General features: G+C 57.7%; 19 protein-coding genes. 10 read left to right on the top strand and 9 right to left on the bottom strand.

Annotation, left to right across the window (positions count from 1 at the left end; all coding sequences use genetic code 11):
• Positions 1-8: 8 nt before the first annotated feature.
• Positions 9-182 carry a PA3496 family putative envelope integrity protein gene (locus tag GTU76_RS20495; RefSeq protein WP_175553325.1) on the top strand — a complete coding sequence of 58 codons (174 nt, stop codon included), beginning with the start codon at positions 9-11 and terminating at the stop codon, positions 180-182.
• Positions 183-271: 89 nt separating this feature from the next.
• Here the strand turns inward: GTU76_RS20495 and GTU76_RS20490 are convergent, their stop codons facing one another.
• Positions 272-898 carry a response regulator transcription factor gene (locus tag GTU76_RS20490; protein ID WP_016986658.1) on the bottom strand — a complete coding sequence of 209 codons (627 nt, stop codon included), beginning with the start codon at positions 896-898 and terminating at the stop codon, positions 272-274.
• Positions 899-1338: 440 nt separating this feature from the next.
• On the opposite strand from GTU76_RS20490, the gene GTU76_RS20485 reads away from it, so the two are divergent.
• Entirely contained in the window at positions 1339-2055 is a 717-nt protein-coding gene (locus tag GTU76_RS20485; RefSeq protein WP_180699465.1) for a hypothetical protein, read from the top strand.
• A 132-nt stretch (positions 2056-2187) separates the two neighbouring features.
• Here the strand turns inward: GTU76_RS20485 and GTU76_RS20480 are convergent, their stop codons facing one another.
• Positions 2188-3405: an argininosuccinate synthase gene (locus tag GTU76_RS20480; protein ID WP_016986656.1), complete on the bottom strand. Its 1218-nt coding sequence runs from the start codon at positions 3403-3405 to the stop codon at positions 2188-2190.
• 129 nt (positions 3406-3534) lie between these two features.
• The gene (locus GTU76_RS20475; RefSeq protein ID WP_175553324.1) at positions 3535-4446 is read right to left on the bottom strand and encodes a flagellar protein MotY; all 912 of its coding nucleotides are present in this window, start codon (positions 4444-4446) and stop codon (positions 3535-3537) included.
• A gap of 160 nt (positions 4447-4606) precedes the next feature.
• On the opposite strand from GTU76_RS20475, the gene pyrC reads away from it, so the two are divergent.
• Together pyrC and rnt are read left to right on the top strand one after the other, a co-directional pair.
• A complete protein-coding gene (pyrC, locus tag GTU76_RS20470) occupies positions 4607-5653 on the top strand; it encodes a dihydroorotase (RefSeq protein WP_180699444.1) in 1047 nt (348 codons plus the stop codon).
• A complete protein-coding gene (gene rnt, locus GTU76_RS20465) occupies positions 5650-6327 on the top strand; it encodes a ribonuclease T (RefSeq protein WP_007916667.1) in 678 nt (225 codons plus the stop codon). The genes pyrC and rnt overlap by 4 nt, the downstream gene beginning before the upstream one ends.
• Positions 6328-6405: 78 nt before the next feature.
• On the opposite strand, the gene GTU76_RS20460 is transcribed toward rnt, so the two are convergent.
• The gene (locus GTU76_RS20460; protein ID WP_003227723.1) at positions 6406-7008 is read right to left on the bottom strand and encodes a peroxiredoxin; all 603 of its coding nucleotides are present in this window, start codon (positions 7006-7008) and stop codon (positions 6406-6408) included.
• Between the two features lie 314 nt (positions 7009-7322).
• On the opposite strand from GTU76_RS20460, the gene GTU76_RS20455 reads away from it, so the two are divergent.
• Both GTU76_RS20455 and bfr read left to right on the top strand, forming a co-directional pair.
• Complete coding sequence (locus GTU76_RS20455) at positions 7323-7541, top strand: bacterioferritin-associated ferredoxin (protein ID WP_003227725.1); 219 nt, start codon at positions 7323-7325, stop codon at positions 7539-7541.
• A 201-nt stretch (positions 7542-7742) separates the two neighbouring features.
• Positions 7743-8216: a bacterioferritin gene (gene bfr, locus GTU76_RS20450; RefSeq protein ID WP_016986653.1), complete on the top strand. Its 474-nt coding sequence runs from the start codon at positions 7743-7745 to the stop codon at positions 8214-8216.
• Positions 8217-8348: 132 nt separating this feature from the next.
• Here bfr and grxD read toward each other — a convergent pair whose 3' ends face one another.
• The 3 genes from grxD to GTU76_RS20435 all read right to left on the bottom strand — a co-directional run bounded on the left by grxD (position 8349) and on the right by GTU76_RS20435 (position 11318).
• Positions 8349-8690, bottom strand: a complete 342-nt coding sequence (grxD, locus tag GTU76_RS20445) for a Grx4 family monothiol glutaredoxin (protein ID WP_016986652.1) — start codon at positions 8688-8690, stop codon at positions 8349-8351.
• A gap of 97 nt (positions 8691-8787) precedes the next feature.
• Positions 8788-10893, bottom strand: a complete 2106-nt coding sequence (locus GTU76_RS20440; protein WP_180699443.1) for a molybdopterin oxidoreductase family protein — start codon at positions 10891-10893, stop codon at positions 8788-8790.
• A 134-nt stretch (positions 10894-11027) separates the two neighbouring features.
• Positions 11028-11318: a hypothetical protein gene (locus GTU76_RS20435; protein ID WP_016986650.1), complete on the bottom strand. Its 291-nt coding sequence runs from the start codon at positions 11316-11318 to the stop codon at positions 11028-11030.
• A gap of 403 nt (positions 11319-11721) precedes the next feature.
• Between GTU76_RS20435 and argF the strand changes: the two genes are divergently transcribed.
• Both argF and GTU76_RS20425 read left to right on the top strand, forming a co-directional pair.
• Positions 11722-12642, top strand: a complete 921-nt coding sequence (argF, locus tag GTU76_RS20430; RefSeq protein ID WP_026000713.1) for an ornithine carbamoyltransferase — start codon at positions 11722-11724, stop codon at positions 12640-12642.
• Positions 12639-13748 carry an ABC transporter ATP-binding protein gene (locus GTU76_RS20425; RefSeq protein ID WP_102901027.1) on the top strand — a complete coding sequence of 370 codons (1110 nt, stop codon included), beginning with the start codon at positions 12639-12641 and terminating at the stop codon, positions 13746-13748. Before argF ends, GTU76_RS20425 begins: the two co-directional genes overlap by 4 nt.
• 78 nt (positions 13749-13826) lie before the next feature.
• On the opposite strand, the gene GTU76_RS20420 is transcribed toward GTU76_RS20425, so the two are convergent.
• The gene (locus GTU76_RS20420) at positions 13827-14609 is read right to left on the bottom strand and encodes a PhzF family phenazine biosynthesis protein (protein WP_180699442.1); all 783 of its coding nucleotides are present in this window, start codon (positions 14607-14609) and stop codon (positions 13827-13829) included.
• Between the two features lie 95 nt (positions 14610-14704).
• Positions 14705-15175, bottom strand: a complete 471-nt coding sequence (ybaK, locus tag GTU76_RS20415) for a Cys-tRNA(Pro) deacylase (RefSeq protein WP_003227741.1) — start codon at positions 15173-15175, stop codon at positions 14705-14707.
• 362 nt (positions 15176-15537) lie between these two features.
• Between ybaK and GTU76_RS20410 the strand changes: the two genes are divergently transcribed.
• Both GTU76_RS20410 and glpK read left to right on the top strand, forming a co-directional pair.
• Positions 15538-16389, top strand: coding sequence for an MIP/aquaporin family protein (locus GTU76_RS20410; protein ID WP_016986645.1), 852 nt, complete (start codon positions 15538-15540; stop codon positions 16387-16389).
• Between the two features lie 77 nt (positions 16390-16466).
• A complete protein-coding gene (glpK, locus tag GTU76_RS20405) occupies positions 16467-17969 on the top strand; it encodes a glycerol kinase GlpK (RefSeq protein WP_122606844.1) in 1503 nt (500 codons plus the stop codon).
• The last annotated feature ends 88 nt before the right edge of the window (positions 17970-18057 follow it).

Here is an 18057-nt window from a genome sequence, read left to right as displayed (position 1 = left end):
AGTGATTTATGAGTACTGACAAAGAGGAACTGGAGCTGGATGACGACACCACGGAGGCAGATGACGCCGAACCGGCGGTTGAAGTTGCCAAGACCAATCTGAGCAAGCGCCGCACTATCGACAACCTGCTTGAGGAGCGCCGACTGCTAAAGCAGTTGGCCGATTACGATTTTGATCTATGAACCTTGAAAGCCTCCCGAACCGGAGGCTTTTTACTTTCTGCGACTCACTGAATTCGATCGGCCCATGACCCCGTCAGCGACTGAAAGATTCAGACGAGCCCATTGCGCTGAGCCAACTCGATCAGATCTACCAAAGAGCGCGCATTGAGTTTCAGCAACAAGCGGGTCTTGTAAGTGCTCACGGTCTTGTTGCTCAGGAACATGCCATCGGCGATTTCCTTGTTCGTCTTGCCCCGCGCCAACTGCTGCAACACCATCATTTCGCGACCGGAAAGGCGATCCACCATATCGGCTTCACTGGCGTTGCCCAAACTGGTCCGCACTGTGTGGAGTGCCTGATTGGGAAAGTAACTGTATCCGGATAAAACCGCCTTTATCGCACTCAACAACTCGGTGAGATCCTGCTGTTTACAGACATAACCCGCCGCCCCTGATTGCATGCAGCGCATCGAAAAGTGCCCTGGGGCCTGGGAAGTCAATACCAGGACTTTAATAGGCATGGTTGTCGACGTCAGGCGCGCAATAACCTCAAGCCCATCAAGTTTCGGTATTCCAATATCCAGAATGACTATATCCGGCATTTGATCACGAGCAAGTTGTAGTGCATCTACACCATTATCAGTTTCTGCAATGACTTCGTAGCCATGACGTTCCATCAGCATACGTACCGCGAGACGAATGACGGGGTGGTCATCCACGATCAGCACTTTATTCATGGGCAAGTCCAGTTTCGCTGTTCGAGTTTTTAGAACACGCACAATAGCCCAGTCACTTGCTCCTTAGTATGCCAAGCCTTTCATGGACTCGCATCGAAGGACATCCCCTACAATGATTGAGGATAATTCCTACAAAAAATCACTGTCCTCCTAAAAATCCGACGACATACCGCTTTAGATACTGCGCAGCCTGTGCGTTGCTGCTTTGTAACTGCGTGCGCCTGCAAAGACCGAAAAGCCTACCAAAGCCCATCGCAACCGCATGACAAGCGTACGGACCGGATCAATACTCGCCCCACTAGTCCATAAACACTGAAACAAGATATTTACTTCCAGACAAATACTTTTTGCTATAAATACAAACTCCAATCAACCACTTTACTAACAACCAAACAAAACGACCCTATCAAATGAGAAAACCAAAACAGAAGAACAAGACCATGTTAAGGATAAAAAACAAGATCAATAATCCAATGACAGTCATCGCAATATTCGCTGGACTCTCCGAGGCCTCGGCCGCTATTTCTTTACCATTCCTCAACAATGAGGACCGGGCCGTATACGTGTGGTTTTTGATCAGCTTTCCGTTTTACTTGTTATTTCTTTTTTTTATAACTCTCAACTTCAACTACCGTTCCCTCTATTCGCCTTCCGACTTCGGTAAAGACGAGAGTTTTTTAAAAGCAATGGACAGCAATGATCATGACAACAAACGAAACACGTTAGCGCAAGAACCAGGCACACTCGATACGTTTGAAATATCAAGCTATATCGTGCCCTGCGAGAACGCGACTGCACTGTGCAAGGATTCGTGCAAAATCCATAACGCCCCCGATCCTCCGCCGCGCGTCGGTACTAACCAAAACCTTACTGTTCAACACAATATTCGCTTACCCGCATCCATCAGTAATCTTCATATTGTTGATGCTCGCAATATTGGGGCGTCGAGAGAGTTCGCCACGATTCTGGAAAAAATCCGAAACTCCGACAAAAACACCGATCGGGTCATCGTATTTCTTTCCAATCATGTGTCGGACGCTTCACTGACTAAAAATGCACTTCTGCAGATCAAACACGCAAAGAAAGGTACGAGCACAACGCTTTGCATCGTTTACAACCTGTGCTCACAAACGGTGATGCTGCTGGGTCGAAATTGAACAGTCTGTCCTTGCCGCACATGCAGCCAGGCACTGGCATCACTCGACAACAAACTGACAAAGAATTAAAAAAAGGGCGGCCTTGTCTCGAAGACAAGGCCGCCCTTTCATTGCGCGTCAGTCTGAAAAATCTCAGAACAGCTTGCGGCCCTTGTTGGCAGCAATGCGCATGCGCAGCGCGTTGAGCTTGATGAAGCCCGCCGCGTCGGCCTGGTTGTAAGCTCCGCCGTCTTCTTCGAAGGTCGCGATGTTGGCATCGAACAGCGAATCGTCGGACTTGCGGCCAGTGACGATGACGTTGCCTTTGTACAGCTTCAGGCGCACAACGCCGTTCACGTTGACCTGCGAAGCGTCGATCATCTGTTGCAGCATCAGACGCTCAGGGCTCCACCAGTAACCGGTGTAGATCAGGCTGGCGTACTTCGGCATCAGCTCGTCTTTGAGGTGAGCGACTTCGCGGTCCAGGGTGATCGACTCGATGGCGCGGTGCGCGCGCAGCATGATGGTGCCGCCCGGGGTTTCGTAGCAACCACGGGACTTCATGCCGACGTAACGGTTTTCAACGATATCGAGACGGCCGATACCGTGAGCACCACCGATCTTGTTCAGCGTCGCCAGCACGGTGGCCGGGGTCATTTCGACGCCGTCCAGTGCAACGATGTCGCCGTTGCGGTAGGTCAGTTCCAGGTACTGTGGTTTGTCAGGAGCGTTCTCCGGGGAGACGGTCCATTTCCACATGTCTTCTTCGTGCTCGGTCCAGGTGTCTTCCAGCACGCCGCCTTCATAGGAGATGTGCAGCAGGTTGGCGTCCATCGAGTACGGGGACTTCTTCTTGCCGTGACGCTCGATCGGGATCGCGTGCTTCTCGGCGTAGTCCATCAGCTTCTCGCGGGACAGCAGGTCCCACTCACGCCAAGGCGCGATCACTTTTACGCCTGGCTTGAGCGCGTAGGCACCCAGTTCGAAACGCACCTGGTCGTTGCCCTTGCCGGTGGCGCCATGGGAAATGGCGTCAGCGCCGGTTTCGTTGGCGATTTCAATCAGACGTTTGGCGATCAGCGGACGTGCGATGGAAGTACCCAGCAGGTACTCGCCCTCGTAAACGGTGTTGGCGCGGAACATCGGGTACACGAAATCACGCACGAACTCTTCGCGCAGATCGTCGATGTAGATTTCTTTGACGCCCATGGCCTGAGCCTTGGCGCGGGCCGGCTCGACCTCTTCGCCTTGACCGAGATCAGCGGTGAAAGTCACCACTTCACAGTTATAAGTATCCTGCAGCCACTTGAGGATCACCGAAGTGTCCAGGCCGCCGGAATACGCCAGAACGACCTTGTTTACGTCCGCCATGCCATCACTCCACGGGGTTCTACGGAAAGCCGAGGAGTCTACCGCTCAAACGCGATAATTTACAGAGGCGCGACAGCTTAAGACGACAAAGCGACAGAATCTGTCGAGAGCGCGACGATGACCGGCGGGTCAGGAAGTCGCTGCAGTGCTGGCTGGCGTGCTCGCTTGAGGCGCAGGTGCTGGGCTGACCGGCGCCACGCGCGCCAGTTTGACATTGACCCTACGGTTCTTCGCACGATTGGCCGCATTGGTGTTTGGCACGATCGGATATTGCTCACCATGGAAACGCACGGTGATCTGCGATTCCTGAATGCCATTGGCCTTGAAGAAGTCGACCACTGCCAGCGCCCTGCGCCGCGACAGTTCACGGTTGGTCAGGCGATTACCGCTGTTGTCGGAGTGGCCATCGAGTTCGATGTGATTGACCGTCGGATCGGCCTTCATGAATTCGAGCATCACTTGCAGCTTGGCCTTGGCGGCGGCGTCCAGATCAACGCCTTCGCCGGGGAAACCGATCTGCGACTGCTTGATCTGGTCGAAATTCTGCGGCAGCAATTTCGCTACACAAGTCTGATAGTCGTTAAACGCCTTGCTGAATTTCACCGGCAATAAACGCACTTCCGACACGCGGCCATCGCCAGACGCGCGACGTACAACCGGGCTGCGACCGTCCAGCAAACCACTGATCAGACCGCCGGCCTGCGACTGTGAGCTGCTGAACAGCACGTTGCCACTGCCGAGCCTCACGGAGCCCAGATTGATGTCACCACGACCCGGCTGCCAAGGTGCAGCCGCCGCGAGCAACGTCGCCGAACCACCGCCAAGCATGGCGTTGTAGGCATTCAGACGGAAGATCGCCTGTTCGCCGGCCTTGCGCACGAACTCGCCCGAGCCGAAATCAGTGATCGGCTGGGTCAGACGACATTCGAACTTGTCGCCGGCGACCGTCCACTCAATGTTCTCCAGACGGGTCTGGTACGTGAGCGCCATCGCCGGAAGGCTGGCAAACACACTGAGCAAGGCTAAATAACGCTGGCGCACGGGAGGCTCCATTGGCTTCTGAAACACAAAGACCGATTCACACTATGTTTACGGCATACCTACGGGATATCGGAAGGTTCCTGCAAAACTTGATAGCGAGTGCCTGCAAGAGTCTTTTCCGGTAGCATTCGCCTCAGTTTGACCCGCCTGGAATCCCCTCATGTCCGACCGCCTGACCCTGCTGCGTCCCGACGACTGGCACATTCATCTTCGCGATGGTGCCGTGTTGACCAATACCGTTGCCGATGTTGCGCGCACGTTTGGCCGCGCCATCATCATGCCCAACCTGGTACCTCCGGTGCGCAACGCCGCTGAAGCCGACGGCTATCGCCAGCGGATTCTCGCTGCTCGCCCGGCCGGCAGTCGCTTTGAGCCGCTGATGGTGCTGTACCTCACCGACCGCACCCAGCCCGAAGAAATTCGTGAGGCCAAGGCCAGCGGTTTTGTCTATGCCGCCAAGCTGTACCCGGCCGGCGCGACCACCAACTCCGATTCCGGCGTGACCAGCATCGACAAGATTCTGCCGGCGATCGAAGCCATGGCAGAGGTCGGCATGCCGCTGTTGATCCACGGTGAAGTCACCCGTAGCGACGTCGACGTGTTCGACCGCGAAAAGATTTTCATCGATGAGCACATGCGTCGAGTGGTCGAGCGCTTCCCGACCCTGAAAGTGGTGTTTGAACACATCACCACTGCCGACGCCGTGCAGTTCGTCAACGAGGCTTCGGCCAACGTCGGCGCAACTATCACCGCGCATCACCTGCTCTACAACCGCAACCACATGCTGGTGGGTGGGATTCGGCCGCACTTCTATTGCCTGCCGATCCTCAAGCGCAATACGCACCAGGAAGCCCTGCTCGACGCCGCCACCAGTGGCAGCGCGAAGTTCTTCCTCGGCACCGATTCGGCACCGCACGCTCAGCACGCCAAGGAAGCCGCCTGCGGCTGCGCCGGCTGCTACACCGCGTACGCCGCCATCGAGATGTACGCCGAAGCCTTTGAACAGCGTAACGCGCTGGACAAGCTCGAGGCCTTCGCCAGCCTCAACGGTCCGCGTTTCTACGGCCTGCCGGCAAACACCGATCGCATCACCCTGGTCCGTGAAGAATGGACCGCCCCGACCAGCCTGCCGTTTGGCGAGCTGACCGTTATCCCGCTGCGCGCCGGTGAAAAACTGCGCTGGCGCCTGCTGGAGGAACACGCGTGAGTGAAGACCATTTCGACGACGAACTGGACGGTCAAAGTGGCGGCGGCGGTTCCCGTCACCCGATGGCAGCACGCTTTCGCGGCTACCTGCCGGTTGTCGTCGACGTAGAAACCGGCGGCTTCAACTCGGCCACCGATGCGTTGCTGGAGATTGCCGCGACCACCATCGCCATGGATGAAAAGGGTTTCGTTTACCCCGATCACACCTACTTCTTCCGCGTTGAGCCGTTCGAAGGCGCCAACATCGAAGCAGCAGCGCTGGAGTTCACCGGGATCAAGCTCGATCACCCGCTGCGCATGGCCGTCAGCGAAGAAACCGCGTTGACTGACATTTTCCGTGGCATCCGCAAAGCGCTGAAGGCCAACGGCTGCAAGCGCGCGATTCTGGTCGGCCACAACAGCAGCTTCGACCTCGGCTTCCTCAACGCCGCAGTTGCGCGACTGGACATGAAGCGCAACCCGTTCCACCCGTTCTCCAGCTTCGACACCGCGACGCTGGCCGGTCTTGCCTACGGTCAAACCGTACTGGCAAAAGCCTGCCAGGCTGCCGACATCGATTTCGACGGCCGTGAAGCGCACTCCGCGCGTTACGACACCGAGAAAACCGCTGAGCTGTTCTGTGGCATCGTCAACCGCTGGAAACAGATGGGTGGCTGGGAAGACTTCGACGACTGATTGATCGTCGTCGGGTAAATCCCGCGCATAAAAAAACCGGCCACGTGGGCCGGTTTTTTTGTACCTCGACGTTGCGCCTTACAGGGCCGCAGCGTTCTCGGTCAGGTAAGCCGCAACGCCTTCTGGCGAAGCGTTCATGCCTTTGTCGCCTTTTTTCCAGTTGGCAGGGCAGACTTCGCCGTGCTCTTCGTGGAATTGCAGAGCGTCAACCAGACGGATCAGCTCTTCCATGTTACGGCCCAGCGGCAGGTCGTTGATGATCTGCGAGCGGACAACGCCTTTGTCGTCGATCAGGAACGCGCCACGGAAAGCCACGCCGCCTTCAGACTCAACGTCGTAAGCCTTGGCGATGTCGTGCTTCATGTCGGCAGCCATGGTGTATTTCACCTGGCCGATGCCGCCATTGTTCACTGGAGTGTTGCGCCATGCGTTGTGAGTGAAGTGCGAGTCGATCGACACAGCGATCACTTCAACGTTGCGTGCCTTGAAGTCGGCCATGCGGTTGTCCAGAGCGATCAGCTCGGACGGGCAGACGAAAGTGAAGTCCAGTGGGTAGAAGAACACCAGGCCGTATTTGCCTTTGATGGCCGAGGACAGGGTGAAGCTGTCAACGATCTCGCCATTGCCGAGTACGGCCGGGACGGTGAAGTCAGGGGCTTGTTTGCCTACGAGTACGCTCATTGATATCTCCTGGTGTAAAAACTTGAAGTTCAGGGTCCGCGCCAGCCTGCCACCCTCAGGCGACAGCCCTGTGACACGAACCCCCTTCGCAAGGGCCGACCATCATACACTGCGAATTTGGCCTGTCCTTAACGGTTTTTCAAAGCAGTCGCAGAACGGCGCTGCATTTACGGGGCCAGGCAAATCGCCAGCAAATACCGTTCGTCAGTCATGGCTGATAATCAGCTGAAGCCTTCCGAAAGCACTTTGACAATCATTCTCGTTAACATTAAGATCCATCGCAATTGAGTCACAACCAGCGACGGTTCTCACTTATGTATGTTTGTCTCTGCACTGGCGTCACCGACGGACAGATCCGCGAAGCGATCTATGAAGGTTGCTGCAGCTATAAAGAAGTCCGCCAGGCCACCGGCGTCGCCAGCCAATGCGGCAAATGTGCCTGCCTTGCCAAGGAAGTGGTCCGCGAAACCCTGACCAAGCTGCAAACCGCCCAGGCCGCGATCCCCTATCCGGTAGAATTTACTGCTGCGTAATAACACCCCATTTCAAAGAACCGGACTTATGTCCGGTTTTTTTATGCCTGTAAATCAATTGCTTAGGCTCCAGACGCGGAACACAAACATTCTTATTCCGATTAATTTTCATATATTATTCAATAACTTAGGTTTGACACTTATAAGTGCGAAGCTCAAACTCTGGCGTATATACAGCGAATACAGGGCAGGACTCCGATCATGAAAGGCGACATTACAGTCATCCAGCATCTCAACAAGATCCTTGCCAATGAGCTGGTCGCGATCAATCAGTACTTCCTGCATGCGCGCATGTATGAAGATTGGGGTCTGAACAAGCTCGGCAAGCACGAATACAAAGAATCCATCGACGAGATGAAGCACGCGGACAAGCTGATCAAGCGCATCCTGTTCCTCGAAGGCCTGCCGAACGTGCAGGATCTGGGCAAGCTGCACATTGGCGAGCACACCCAGGAAATGCTGGAGTGCGACCTGCGTATCGAGAAGACCGGCCACGCTGACCTGAAGACCGCGATCGCGCATTGCGAAACCGTTGGCGACTTCGGCAGCCGTGAACTGCTCGAAGACATTCTCGAATCCGAAGAAGAACACATCGACTGGCTGGAAACCCAACTGGGCCTGATCGATAAAGTCGGTCTTGAGAACTATCTGCAATCACAGATGGGCGAAGAGTAAGTTAGCGCCCGCTGAACTCGAGACACTAAAAAGCCCCGCCCTCTTTCGAGGCGCGGGGCTTTTTATTGCCCGGATTTCAGTCACTGCTGAAACCCATGTGGGAGCGAGCAAGCTCTCTTCCACAAAAGCGGATCAGGCTTCGGACTTGTTCGTCGCTGCTGCTTCAACAGCTGCCTTGATGGTGCTTTGCAGCGAACCGTCTGCCGCCATCTCGGTCATGATGTCGCTACCGCCGACCAGCTCACCGCCGACCCACAGTTGCGGGAAGGTCGGCCAGTTGGCGTACTTCGGCAGGTTGGCGCGGATTTCCGGGTTCTGCAGGATGTCCACGTACGCAAACTTTTCGCCACAAGCCATCACAGCCTGCGCAGCTTTCGCGGAGAAGCCACACTGTGGGGCATTCGGCGAACCTTTCATGTAAAGCAGAATGGTGTTGTTGGCAATCTGCTCTTTAATCGTTTCGATGATATCCATGGAGCACCTCGGCTGAACTTTCCGACTCATCGGTCGGCACGGTGGCGCATTGTAACGGAATCCCGAGCGCCATGCTCGGTCTCCCCGACAGACTAGATCAAGCCGCCGCCACCGTCACCGGTACACCATTCAGCGCCGCGTTACCGGACAACTCGTCGAGCTGGCATTCATCGGTCAGGTCATTGGCGCTCGAACCCGGCTGGCCACTGGCAATTCCCATCTGTACGCCCGGGCGCGCATGGCCCCAGCCGTGCGGCAGGCTGACCACGCCTTTCATCATGTCCAGACTGCCGATTACCTCGACTTCAATCTGCCCGACCCGCGAACTGACGCGCACCAACTGACCATCGTTGAGACCACGACTGGCAAGGTCATCCGGGTGCATCAACAACTGGTGGCGAGGCTTGCCTTTCACCAGACGGTGATAGTTGTGCATCCAGGAATTGTTGCTGCGTACGTGGCGGCGGCCAATCATCAGCAACTCGTCGGCGGCCGGCGCCTGCAATGCAGCGAAGCGTGCGAGGTCAGCAAGGATCTCTGGCGGAGCGGCCTGCACACGCTGATTCGGTGTTTTCAGACGCGCAGCCAGGTTAGGCTTCAACGCGCCTAGATCGATCCCGTGCGGATGATCGAACAACGTCGCCAAGGAGAGTTTCTGCTCGGAAGCGTCACCGTACATGCCCATGCGCAGGCCCATGTCGATCATCTTCGCCGGTGGCATGGTCGGTTTCAGTTCCTTGCCGGTCTTTTCGGCAAAGGCCTTGGCCAGGCCCACGAAGATCTCCCAGTCATGCAAGGCGCCCTCGGGCTTGGCGAGGAGCGCGCGGTTGAAGCGAGTGACGTTACGCACTGCGAACAGATTGAACGTGGTGTCGTAGTGATCATTCTCCAGCGCCGAGGTCGACGGCAGGATCAGGTCGGCGTAGCGCGTGGTTTCGTTGATGTACAGGTCAATGCTGACCATGAATTCCAGGCCGTCCAAAGCCTGCTCCAGTTGCCGTCCGTTCGGCGTCGACAGCACCGGGTTGCCGGCCACAGTGATCAGCGCACGAATCTGCCCCTCGCCTTCGGTGAGCATCTCTTCGGCCAGCGCCGATACCGGCAACTCGCCGCCGTATTCAGGACGCCCAGAGACGCGGCTCTGCCATTTGTTGAAATGCCCGCCCGAGGTCGACGCCACCAGATCTACCGCAGGTTCGGTGCACAGCGCGCCGCCAACCCGGTCGAGGTTGCCGGTGAGCAGATTGATCAACTGCACCACCCAGTGGCAAAGGGTACCGAAGGCCTGGGTTGAAACGCCCATCCGACCATAGCAAACCGCACTCGGCGCTGCGGCGAAGTCTCGCGCCAGTTGGCGGATCTGCTCGGCAGGCACGGCGCACAACGGACTCATGGTTTCAGCGGTAAACGCGGCGACTGCCGCGCGCACTTCGTCCAGACCATCGACCGGCAGATGACTGTCGCGGGTCAGGCCTTCACTGAACAACGTGTTGAGCATGCCAAACAACAGGGCTGCATCGCCACCGGGACGAACGAACAGGTGCTGGTCAGCCATGGCCGCCGTTTCGCTGCGCCGTGGATCGACCACCACGACCTTACCACCGCGAGCCTGAATAGCTTTTAAACGTTTTTCGACATCCGGCACGGTCATGATGCTGCCGTTGGAGGCCAGCGGATTGCCGCCGAGGATCAGCATGAAGTCGGTGTGATCGATGTCCGGGATCGGCAGCAGCAAACCATGGCCGTACATCAGATAACTGCTCAGGTGATGCGGCAACTGATCGACCGAGGTCGCCGAGAAGCGATTGCGCGTCTTCAGCAAACCGAGGAAATAATTGCTGTGGGTCATCAGCCCGTAGTTATGCACACTCGGGTTGCCCTGATAGACCGCGACGGCGTTCTGGCCATGACGCTCCTGAATCGCCGCCAGCTTCTCGGCAACCAGCGCAAACGCTTCGTCCCACTCGATCGGCAGCCATTCACTGCCCACACGGCGCATTGGCTGGCGCAGGCGATCCGGATCGTTCTGGATATCTTGCAGGGCCACAGCCTTGGGGCAGATGTGGCCACGACTGAACGTGTCGAGCGCATCGCCCTTGATTGAGGTGATCGCGACATTGCCATCCGTTTCAGTGGTTTCGATGGTCAGACCGCAAATGGCTTCACACAGGTGGCAGGCACGGTGATGGAGAGTCTTGGTCATGGCCAGTCTCTGTCTTGTTCTGGGCAGGCAATCAGGCCCGCGGGAACAAAACTATGGCCCCGGCGCAGGTCAGGCGCCAGCGACGTTCGTCTTGTGAATCGACGGTTATCAGGCGAGCCGATAAACCGCCATGATCAGTTCGACGGCAACTGCGGCGGCGCGGCCAGCTGAATTTCCTGGATGGTTTCGATCTGCTCGTGGGCGACGTGCACGCCGGTGAGTTCACCGATGAGACGCCAATGCTCATCGAGCCCGGCGCTGATGGTCGCCATGCGGTCGATCATGTGGCGGCCAGCGCTCTTCACCACTTCGTCTTCGCTGCGCAGCAGTTCGAAGGACATTGAGGTGACCGATGCAGTGAGGTGAGTCAGAGAGCGAGCCGTGTGGCCCAGCAATTCCATTAACAGTTTTTCTTTCGATTCCATGCGGAGGCTTCCTGCGTCGCTCGAAACTTATTTATAACCCAGCACTTTGCTTTAGCAAATGTTTCAGCCTGAGCATCCGACCAAGTGATGGCATGGCGCCACGGTGGTAAACCGACCCAAGCGATGCGATCCCCGCCACGCCGCATTGCCAACCCCTGCGAGGCCAGTGTACAAAGAGGCTCGCTGCTGTCCTGAACCCGGCTTCAAATACGCGACTGCAACGCCAGTGCGTCCTCCGAATCCCACAAAAACCGTAGCCTATTGGAAAAACGCGACATTTAATGTCAATATCGCGCCTTCCCCTATTTCGTCGCCCCGTGCGGCTTACGCCGCAGGTCTCGCCCGTTGTTCCGTTAAACAAGGCTTTGAGCATCTGCGGTTTGTAGCAAAAAGGTAGTCAATGATGAGCGCAAGGCACTTTCTCTCCCTGATGGATTGCACGCCCGAAGAGCTGGTCAGCGTGATCCGTCGAGGCGTTGAGCTCAAGGACCTGCGTAACCGCGGTGTACTGTTCGAGCCTCTGAAAAACCGCGTGCTGGGCATGATCTTCGAAAAGTCCTCGACCCGCACGAGGATCTCCTTCGAGGCCGGCATGATCCAGCTCGGCGGCCAGGCGATCTTTCTGTCGCCACGCGACACCCAGCTGGGCCGTGGCGAGCCGATCGGCGACTGCGCCATCGTCATGTCGAGCATGCTCGATGCGGTGATGATCCGTACCTTTGCCCACAGCACCCTGACCGAATTCGCCGCCAACTCGCGCGTGCCGGTGATCAACGGCCTGTCCGATGACCTGCACCCGTGCCAGTTGCTGGCCGACATGCAGACGTTCCTTGAGCACCGTGGCTCGATTCAGGGCAAGACCGTGGCCTGGATCGGTGACGGCAACAACATGTGCAACAGCTATATAGAAGCGGCGATGCAGTTCGACTTCCAGTTGCGCGTTGCCTGCCCGGAAGGCTACGAGCCAAACCCTGAATTCGTCGCCAAGGCCGGTGATCGCGTGACCATCGTTCGCGACCCGCTGGACGCCGTGCGCGGCGCGCACCTGGTGAGCACCGATGTCTGGACTTCGATGGGCCAGGAAGAGGAAACTGCCAAGCGCCTCAAGCTGTTCGCGCCGTTCCAGGTCAACCGTGCCCTGCTCGACCTCGCTGCCGAGGACGTGCTGTTCATGCATTGCCTGCCGGCGCACCGTGGCGAAGAAATCAGCCTCGACCTGCTTGATGACCCGCGCTCCGTCGCCTGGGATCAGGCAGAAAACCGTCTCCACGCACAGAAGGCCCTGCTCGAGTTCCTCGTTGAACCGGCATATCACCACGCATGAGCCATGAATTACTGCTGAACCTGCGCAACCTCGCTTGCGGCTATCAAGATCAACGCGTGGTGCAGAACCTCAATCTGCACCTCAACGCCGGTGACATCGGCTGCCTGCTCGGCTCGTCCGGCTGCGGCAAGACCACCACCCTGCGCGCCATCGCCGGTTTCGAACCGGTGCATGAAGGAGAGATCACCCTCGGCGGTGAGACCATTTCCAGCGCCGGCTTCACCCTGGCGCCGGAAAAACGCCGGATCGGCATGGTGTTCCAGGATTACGCGTTGTTCCCGCACCTGAGCGTCGCCGACAATATTGCCTTCGGTATCCGCAAGCATCCGAACAAGGAGCGCGTCACCGAAGAGCTGCTCGAACTGGTCAACCTGAAAAATCTCGGCAAGCGTTTCCCCCACGAGTTGTCCGGCGGCCAGCAGCAACGTGTCGCCCTCGCCCGCGCCTTGGCGCCGGAACCGCAATTGCTGCTGCTCGACGAGCCGTTCTCCAACCTTGATGGCGAACTGCGGCGCAAGCTCAGCCATGAAGTGCGCGACATCCTCAAGGCCCGTGGCACCAGCGCGATTCTGGTGACCCACGACCAGGAAGAAGCCTTCGCCGTCAGCGATCACGTCGGCGTGTTCAAGGAAGGTCGACTGGAGCAGTGGGACACGCCGTACAACCTCTATCACGAACCCGCAACGCCGTATGTGGCCAGCTTCATCGGCCAGGGTTATTTCATTCGCGGCCAACTCGGCAGCCCGGAATCGGTGCAGACCGAGCTGGGCGAGTTGCGTGGCAATCGTGCTTATACATGGCCGATTGGCGGCGCCGTGGATGTATTGCTGCGCCCGGATGACATTGTTTATGCACCGGACAGTGGCTTGAAAGCACGGATTGTCGGCAAGACCTTTCTGGGCGCTTCGACGCTGTATCGCCTGCAACTACCGACGGGTGCGCAGCTGGAATCGATTTTCCCCAGCCATGCGGATCATCAGGTTGGCGCGGAAGTCGGGATTCGTGTCGCCGCCGAACACCTCGTACTGTTCCAGGCATCGGGCAGCACCGCCGCACAGATCCCGGCAGTGGAAAACGGCGTCCGCCGCTACAGCACCGCGCTTTAAAGATCAAAAGATCGCAGCCTTCGGCAGCTCCTACAGGGATCAATGTAGGAGCTGCCGAAGGCTGCGATCTTTTAGCTTTTAACCGAGGATCAGGGTTCCGCTGGCAACCAGCGTCGCATTGCCGCCGATTTTTACTCGCTCTCCCTCTAGCCGACAGAACAACTCCCCACCCCGTGCCGAACGCTGATACGCCGTCAGGCTCGACTTGCCCAGTCGCTTCGACCAATACGGAATCAGGCTGCAATGTGTCGATCCGGTGACCGGATCTTCATTGATGCCAATCGCCGGTGCGAAATAGCGCGAGACGAAGTCGTGCTGATTGCCCCGCGCCGTGACGATCGCGCCCAGCCACGGCAGCTTGGCGAGTGCAACCATGTCCGGCTTGCAATCAAGCACCGCCTGCTCCGACTCCAGCACCACAAACAGTTCGTTTGAGCCGAGCACATCAACGGCTTCAACGCCCAATGCACGTTCGACATCCAGCGTTACACCAATCTCTGACGGCACAATCGAAGGGAAATCCAGCCACAAGCGGCCATCTTCACGGCTGACACTCAATGGCCCGGACTTGCTGGTGAAGTCGATACGCTCGGCGGTTTCTTTGTAGATCTCGAACAACACATAAGCACTGGCCAGTGTCGCGTGCCCGCACAGCGGCACTTCAGTGGTCGGGGTAAACCAACGAATGTGCCAGGCCTGACCTTCGCGGACCAGAAACGCGGTTTCCGCCAGATTGTGCTCGGCGGCAATCTTCTGCATCAGCTCATCCGCAAGCCACGCATCCAGCCGATAAACCATTGCCGGATTGCCACTGAACGGCCGATCACTGAACGCGTCGACCTGATGAAACTCGAGCTGCATAACCTTCTCCCTAAGTCAGTCGGCAGAGCATGCCGCCACGACACGATCAGCGCCAGTGACAGAACCGGGCAATTTTCTGCATACAGCGATAACGATTACGCACGGCCAATATCGGCAAATTTCGCCTGGGTGTGTTCGGCGAGCACGGCGGGTGCCAGTTCCACCTCAAGGCCTCGCCGGCCGGCGCTGACATAAATAGTCGCAAAACCCTGAGCCGAGTTATCAATGAACGTACGCAGGCGCTTCTTCTGCCCCAACGGACTGATACCACCCAACAGATAACCGGTGGAGCGCTGTGCGGCCGCCGGGTCAGCCATCTCGACTTTTTTCACGCCTGCCGCATGCGCCAGACCTTTGAGGTCGAGGCTTCCGACGACCGGCACCACCGCCACCAGCAACTCGCCTTTTTCGCTGGCCGCCAGCAGGGTTTTAAACACCTGCGCCGGTTCCAGTGCCAGTTTCTCTGCGGCCTCCAGCCCATAGGACGCGGCCTTTGGGTCATGTTCGTAACTGTGCACGCGATGTTCGGCACGAACTTTTTTCAACAAGTCCAACGCAGGGGTCATGGCAGCTCCAGGCTCGGCAGTGACAGAAAAACACTGCGTCGGATTCTAGGCGATCACATCTCAAAAGGCTCTAGTCCAAGCCGCGATTGCCGTGGCTTACAGCCGTTTCAAGCGATCCAGTCTGCGAGAACCGCGAAGGATCATTCACGCAGCGAATAGTTTTATTGTGACCGACGGTTCACTTTCGACCTTTGACAGGTTTGTTTCTTGTCTATATTTTTTCGAATCTGAATAATGTAAGAATTATCATCACCGCAGCATTTAGCAGTAAACCGGGAAAGGAATGGGGATTCCTGACCGGGGAAAATCGCGCCCTGCCCTGACGGCATCGCGCCAGACAACAACAAAAACCGAGGTTTTCAATGACAACTGCTTTACAGCAACCAACGCTCTCAAGCCAATGCATGGCCGAGTTTCTGGGTACTGCTCTCCTGATCTTTTTCGGCACCGGTTGTGTCGCCGCGCTCAAAGTCGCGGGCGCCAGCTTCGGCCTGTGGGAAATCAGCATCATCTGGGGCGTCGGCGTGAGCATGGCGATCTACCTCACTGCCGGGGTTTCCGGCGCGCACCTGAACCCGGCCGTGAGCATCGCGTTGGCGATCTTCGCCGACTTCGAAAAGCGCAAACTGCCGTTCTATATTCTTGCCCAGATCGCCGGCGCCTTCTGCGGAGCGCTGCTGGTTTACACGCTGTACAGCAATCTTTTCTTCGATTACGAACAAACTCATCAAATGGTTCGTGGCTCAGCCGCCAGCCTTGAGTTGGCCTCGGTGTTCTCGACCTTCCCGAACCCGGTACTGTCGACCGCGCAGGCGTTCCTGGTCGAGATGATCATTACCGCGATCCTGATGGGCGTGATCATGTCGCTGACCGACGACAATAACGGCCTGCCGAAAGGCCCGCTGGCACCGCTGCTGATCGGCTTGCTGATCGCGGTGATCGGCAGCTCGATGGGGCCGTTGACCGGTTTTGCGATGAACCCGGCGCGTGACTTCGGTCCGAAACTGATGACTTTCTTCGCCGGCTGGGGTGAAATTTCCTTCACTGGCGGTCGCGATATTCCGTACTTCCTGATTCCGATTTTTGCACCGATTGTCGGTGCCTGCCTCGGCGCTGCCGGGTATCGCGGGCTTATCGCCCGTCACCTGACCGGCGCTACACCTGCTACAAAGGATGCAGAACCGGCCATTGACGGCAAACCAAGAACTTCTTGAAACAGTCGGCGCGGGTTCCTGCCCTATAGAGCCTGCGCCACGGCCCACTCTCCCTTATTTCGTCCAAGGCAATCGACATGACCGACATTCAGAATAAGAACTACATCATTGCCCTCGATCAGGGTACGACCAGCTCCCGCGCGATCATTTTCGACCGCGATGCGAACGTGGTCTGCACCGCGCAGCGCGAATTCGCCCAGCATTACCCACAGGCCGGTTGGGTCGAACACGATCCGATGGAAATCTTCGCCACCCAGAGCGCGGTGATGGTTGAAGCCCTGGCCCAGGCCGGTCTGCATCACGACCAGGTTGCCGCCATCGGCATCACCAACCAGCGCGAAACCACCGTGGTCTGGGACAAGACCACCGGCCGTCCGGTGTACAACGCCATCGTTTGGCAGTGCCGCCGCAGCACCGAGATCTGCCAGCAGCTCAAGCGTGATGGCCACGAAGACTACATCCGCGACAACACCGGTCTGGTTACCGACCCGTACTTCTCCGGCACCAAACTGAAGTGGATCCTCGACAACGTCGAGGGCAGCCGCGAACGTGCGCGCAACGGCGAACTGCTGTTCGGCACCGTCGATAGCTGGCTGATCTGGAAATTCACCGGCGGCAAGGTGCACGTCACCGACTACACCAACGCTTCGCGCACTATGCTCTTCAACATCCACTCGCTGGAGTGGGATTCGAAGATGCTGGAGATCCTCGACATCCCGCGCGAAATGCTCCCGGAAGTGAAGGCGTCTTCGGAAATCTACGGTCGCACCAAGAGCGGCATCGCCATCGGCGGTATTGCCGGCGACCAGCAAGCGGCGTTGTTCGGGCAGATGTGCGTCGAGCCGGGCCAGGCGAAAAACACTTACGGCACTGGCTGCTTCCTGCTGATGAACACCGGCGACAAAGCGGTGAAATCCCAGCACGGCATGCTCACCACCATCGCTTGCGGCCCGCGCGGCGAAGTCGCTTATGCACTGGAAGGCGCGGTGTTCAACGGCGGTTCCACCGTGCAATGGCTGCGTGATGAACTGAAGATCATCAACGACGCCCACGACACCGAGTACTTCGCCAATAAAGTGAAGGACAGCAACGGCGTATACCTGGTGCCGGCATTCACCGGTCTCGGTGCTCCGTACTGGGACCCGTATGCCCGTGGCGCGCTGTTCGGCCTGACGCGCGGCGTGCGCGTGGATCACATCATCCGCGCCGCGCTGGAATCGATCGCCTACCAGACCCGCGACGTACTCGACGCCATGCAGCAGGACTCCGGCGAACGCCTCAAAGCCCTGCGCGTGGACGGCGGCGCGGTAGCGAACAACTTCCTCATGCAGTTCCAGGCCGACATCCTCGGCACGCAGGTTGAGCGTCCGCAAATGCGCGAGACCACGGCACTCGGCGCGGCGTATCTGGCCGGTCTGGCGTGCGGCTTCTGGGGCAGCCTGGAAGAACTGCGCGGCAAAGCGGTGATCGAGCGCGAGTTCGAGCCGAGCCTGGACGAAGTGGAGAAAGAGAAGCTGTACAAAGGCTGGAAAAAAGCCGTCAGCCGCACCCGTGACTGGGCGCGTGAGGACGCTGAATAAGCCAACCTGAGTACTCGTATCTGTATGTAACTGGTCGGGAGGAGATTCCTGCGGCATCATGGGCAAATTTTGCACGGCAGCCCAAAGG

It is taken from the genome of Pseudomonas crudilactis (assembly GCF_013433315.1).
GTDB classification, from domain to species: Bacteria; Pseudomonadota; Gammaproteobacteria; order Pseudomonadales; family Pseudomonadaceae; genus Aquipseudomonas; species Aquipseudomonas crudilactis.
Note: the sequence above shows the minus strand (reverse complement) of the source record. Positions and strands in the feature narration are given on the sequence as shown.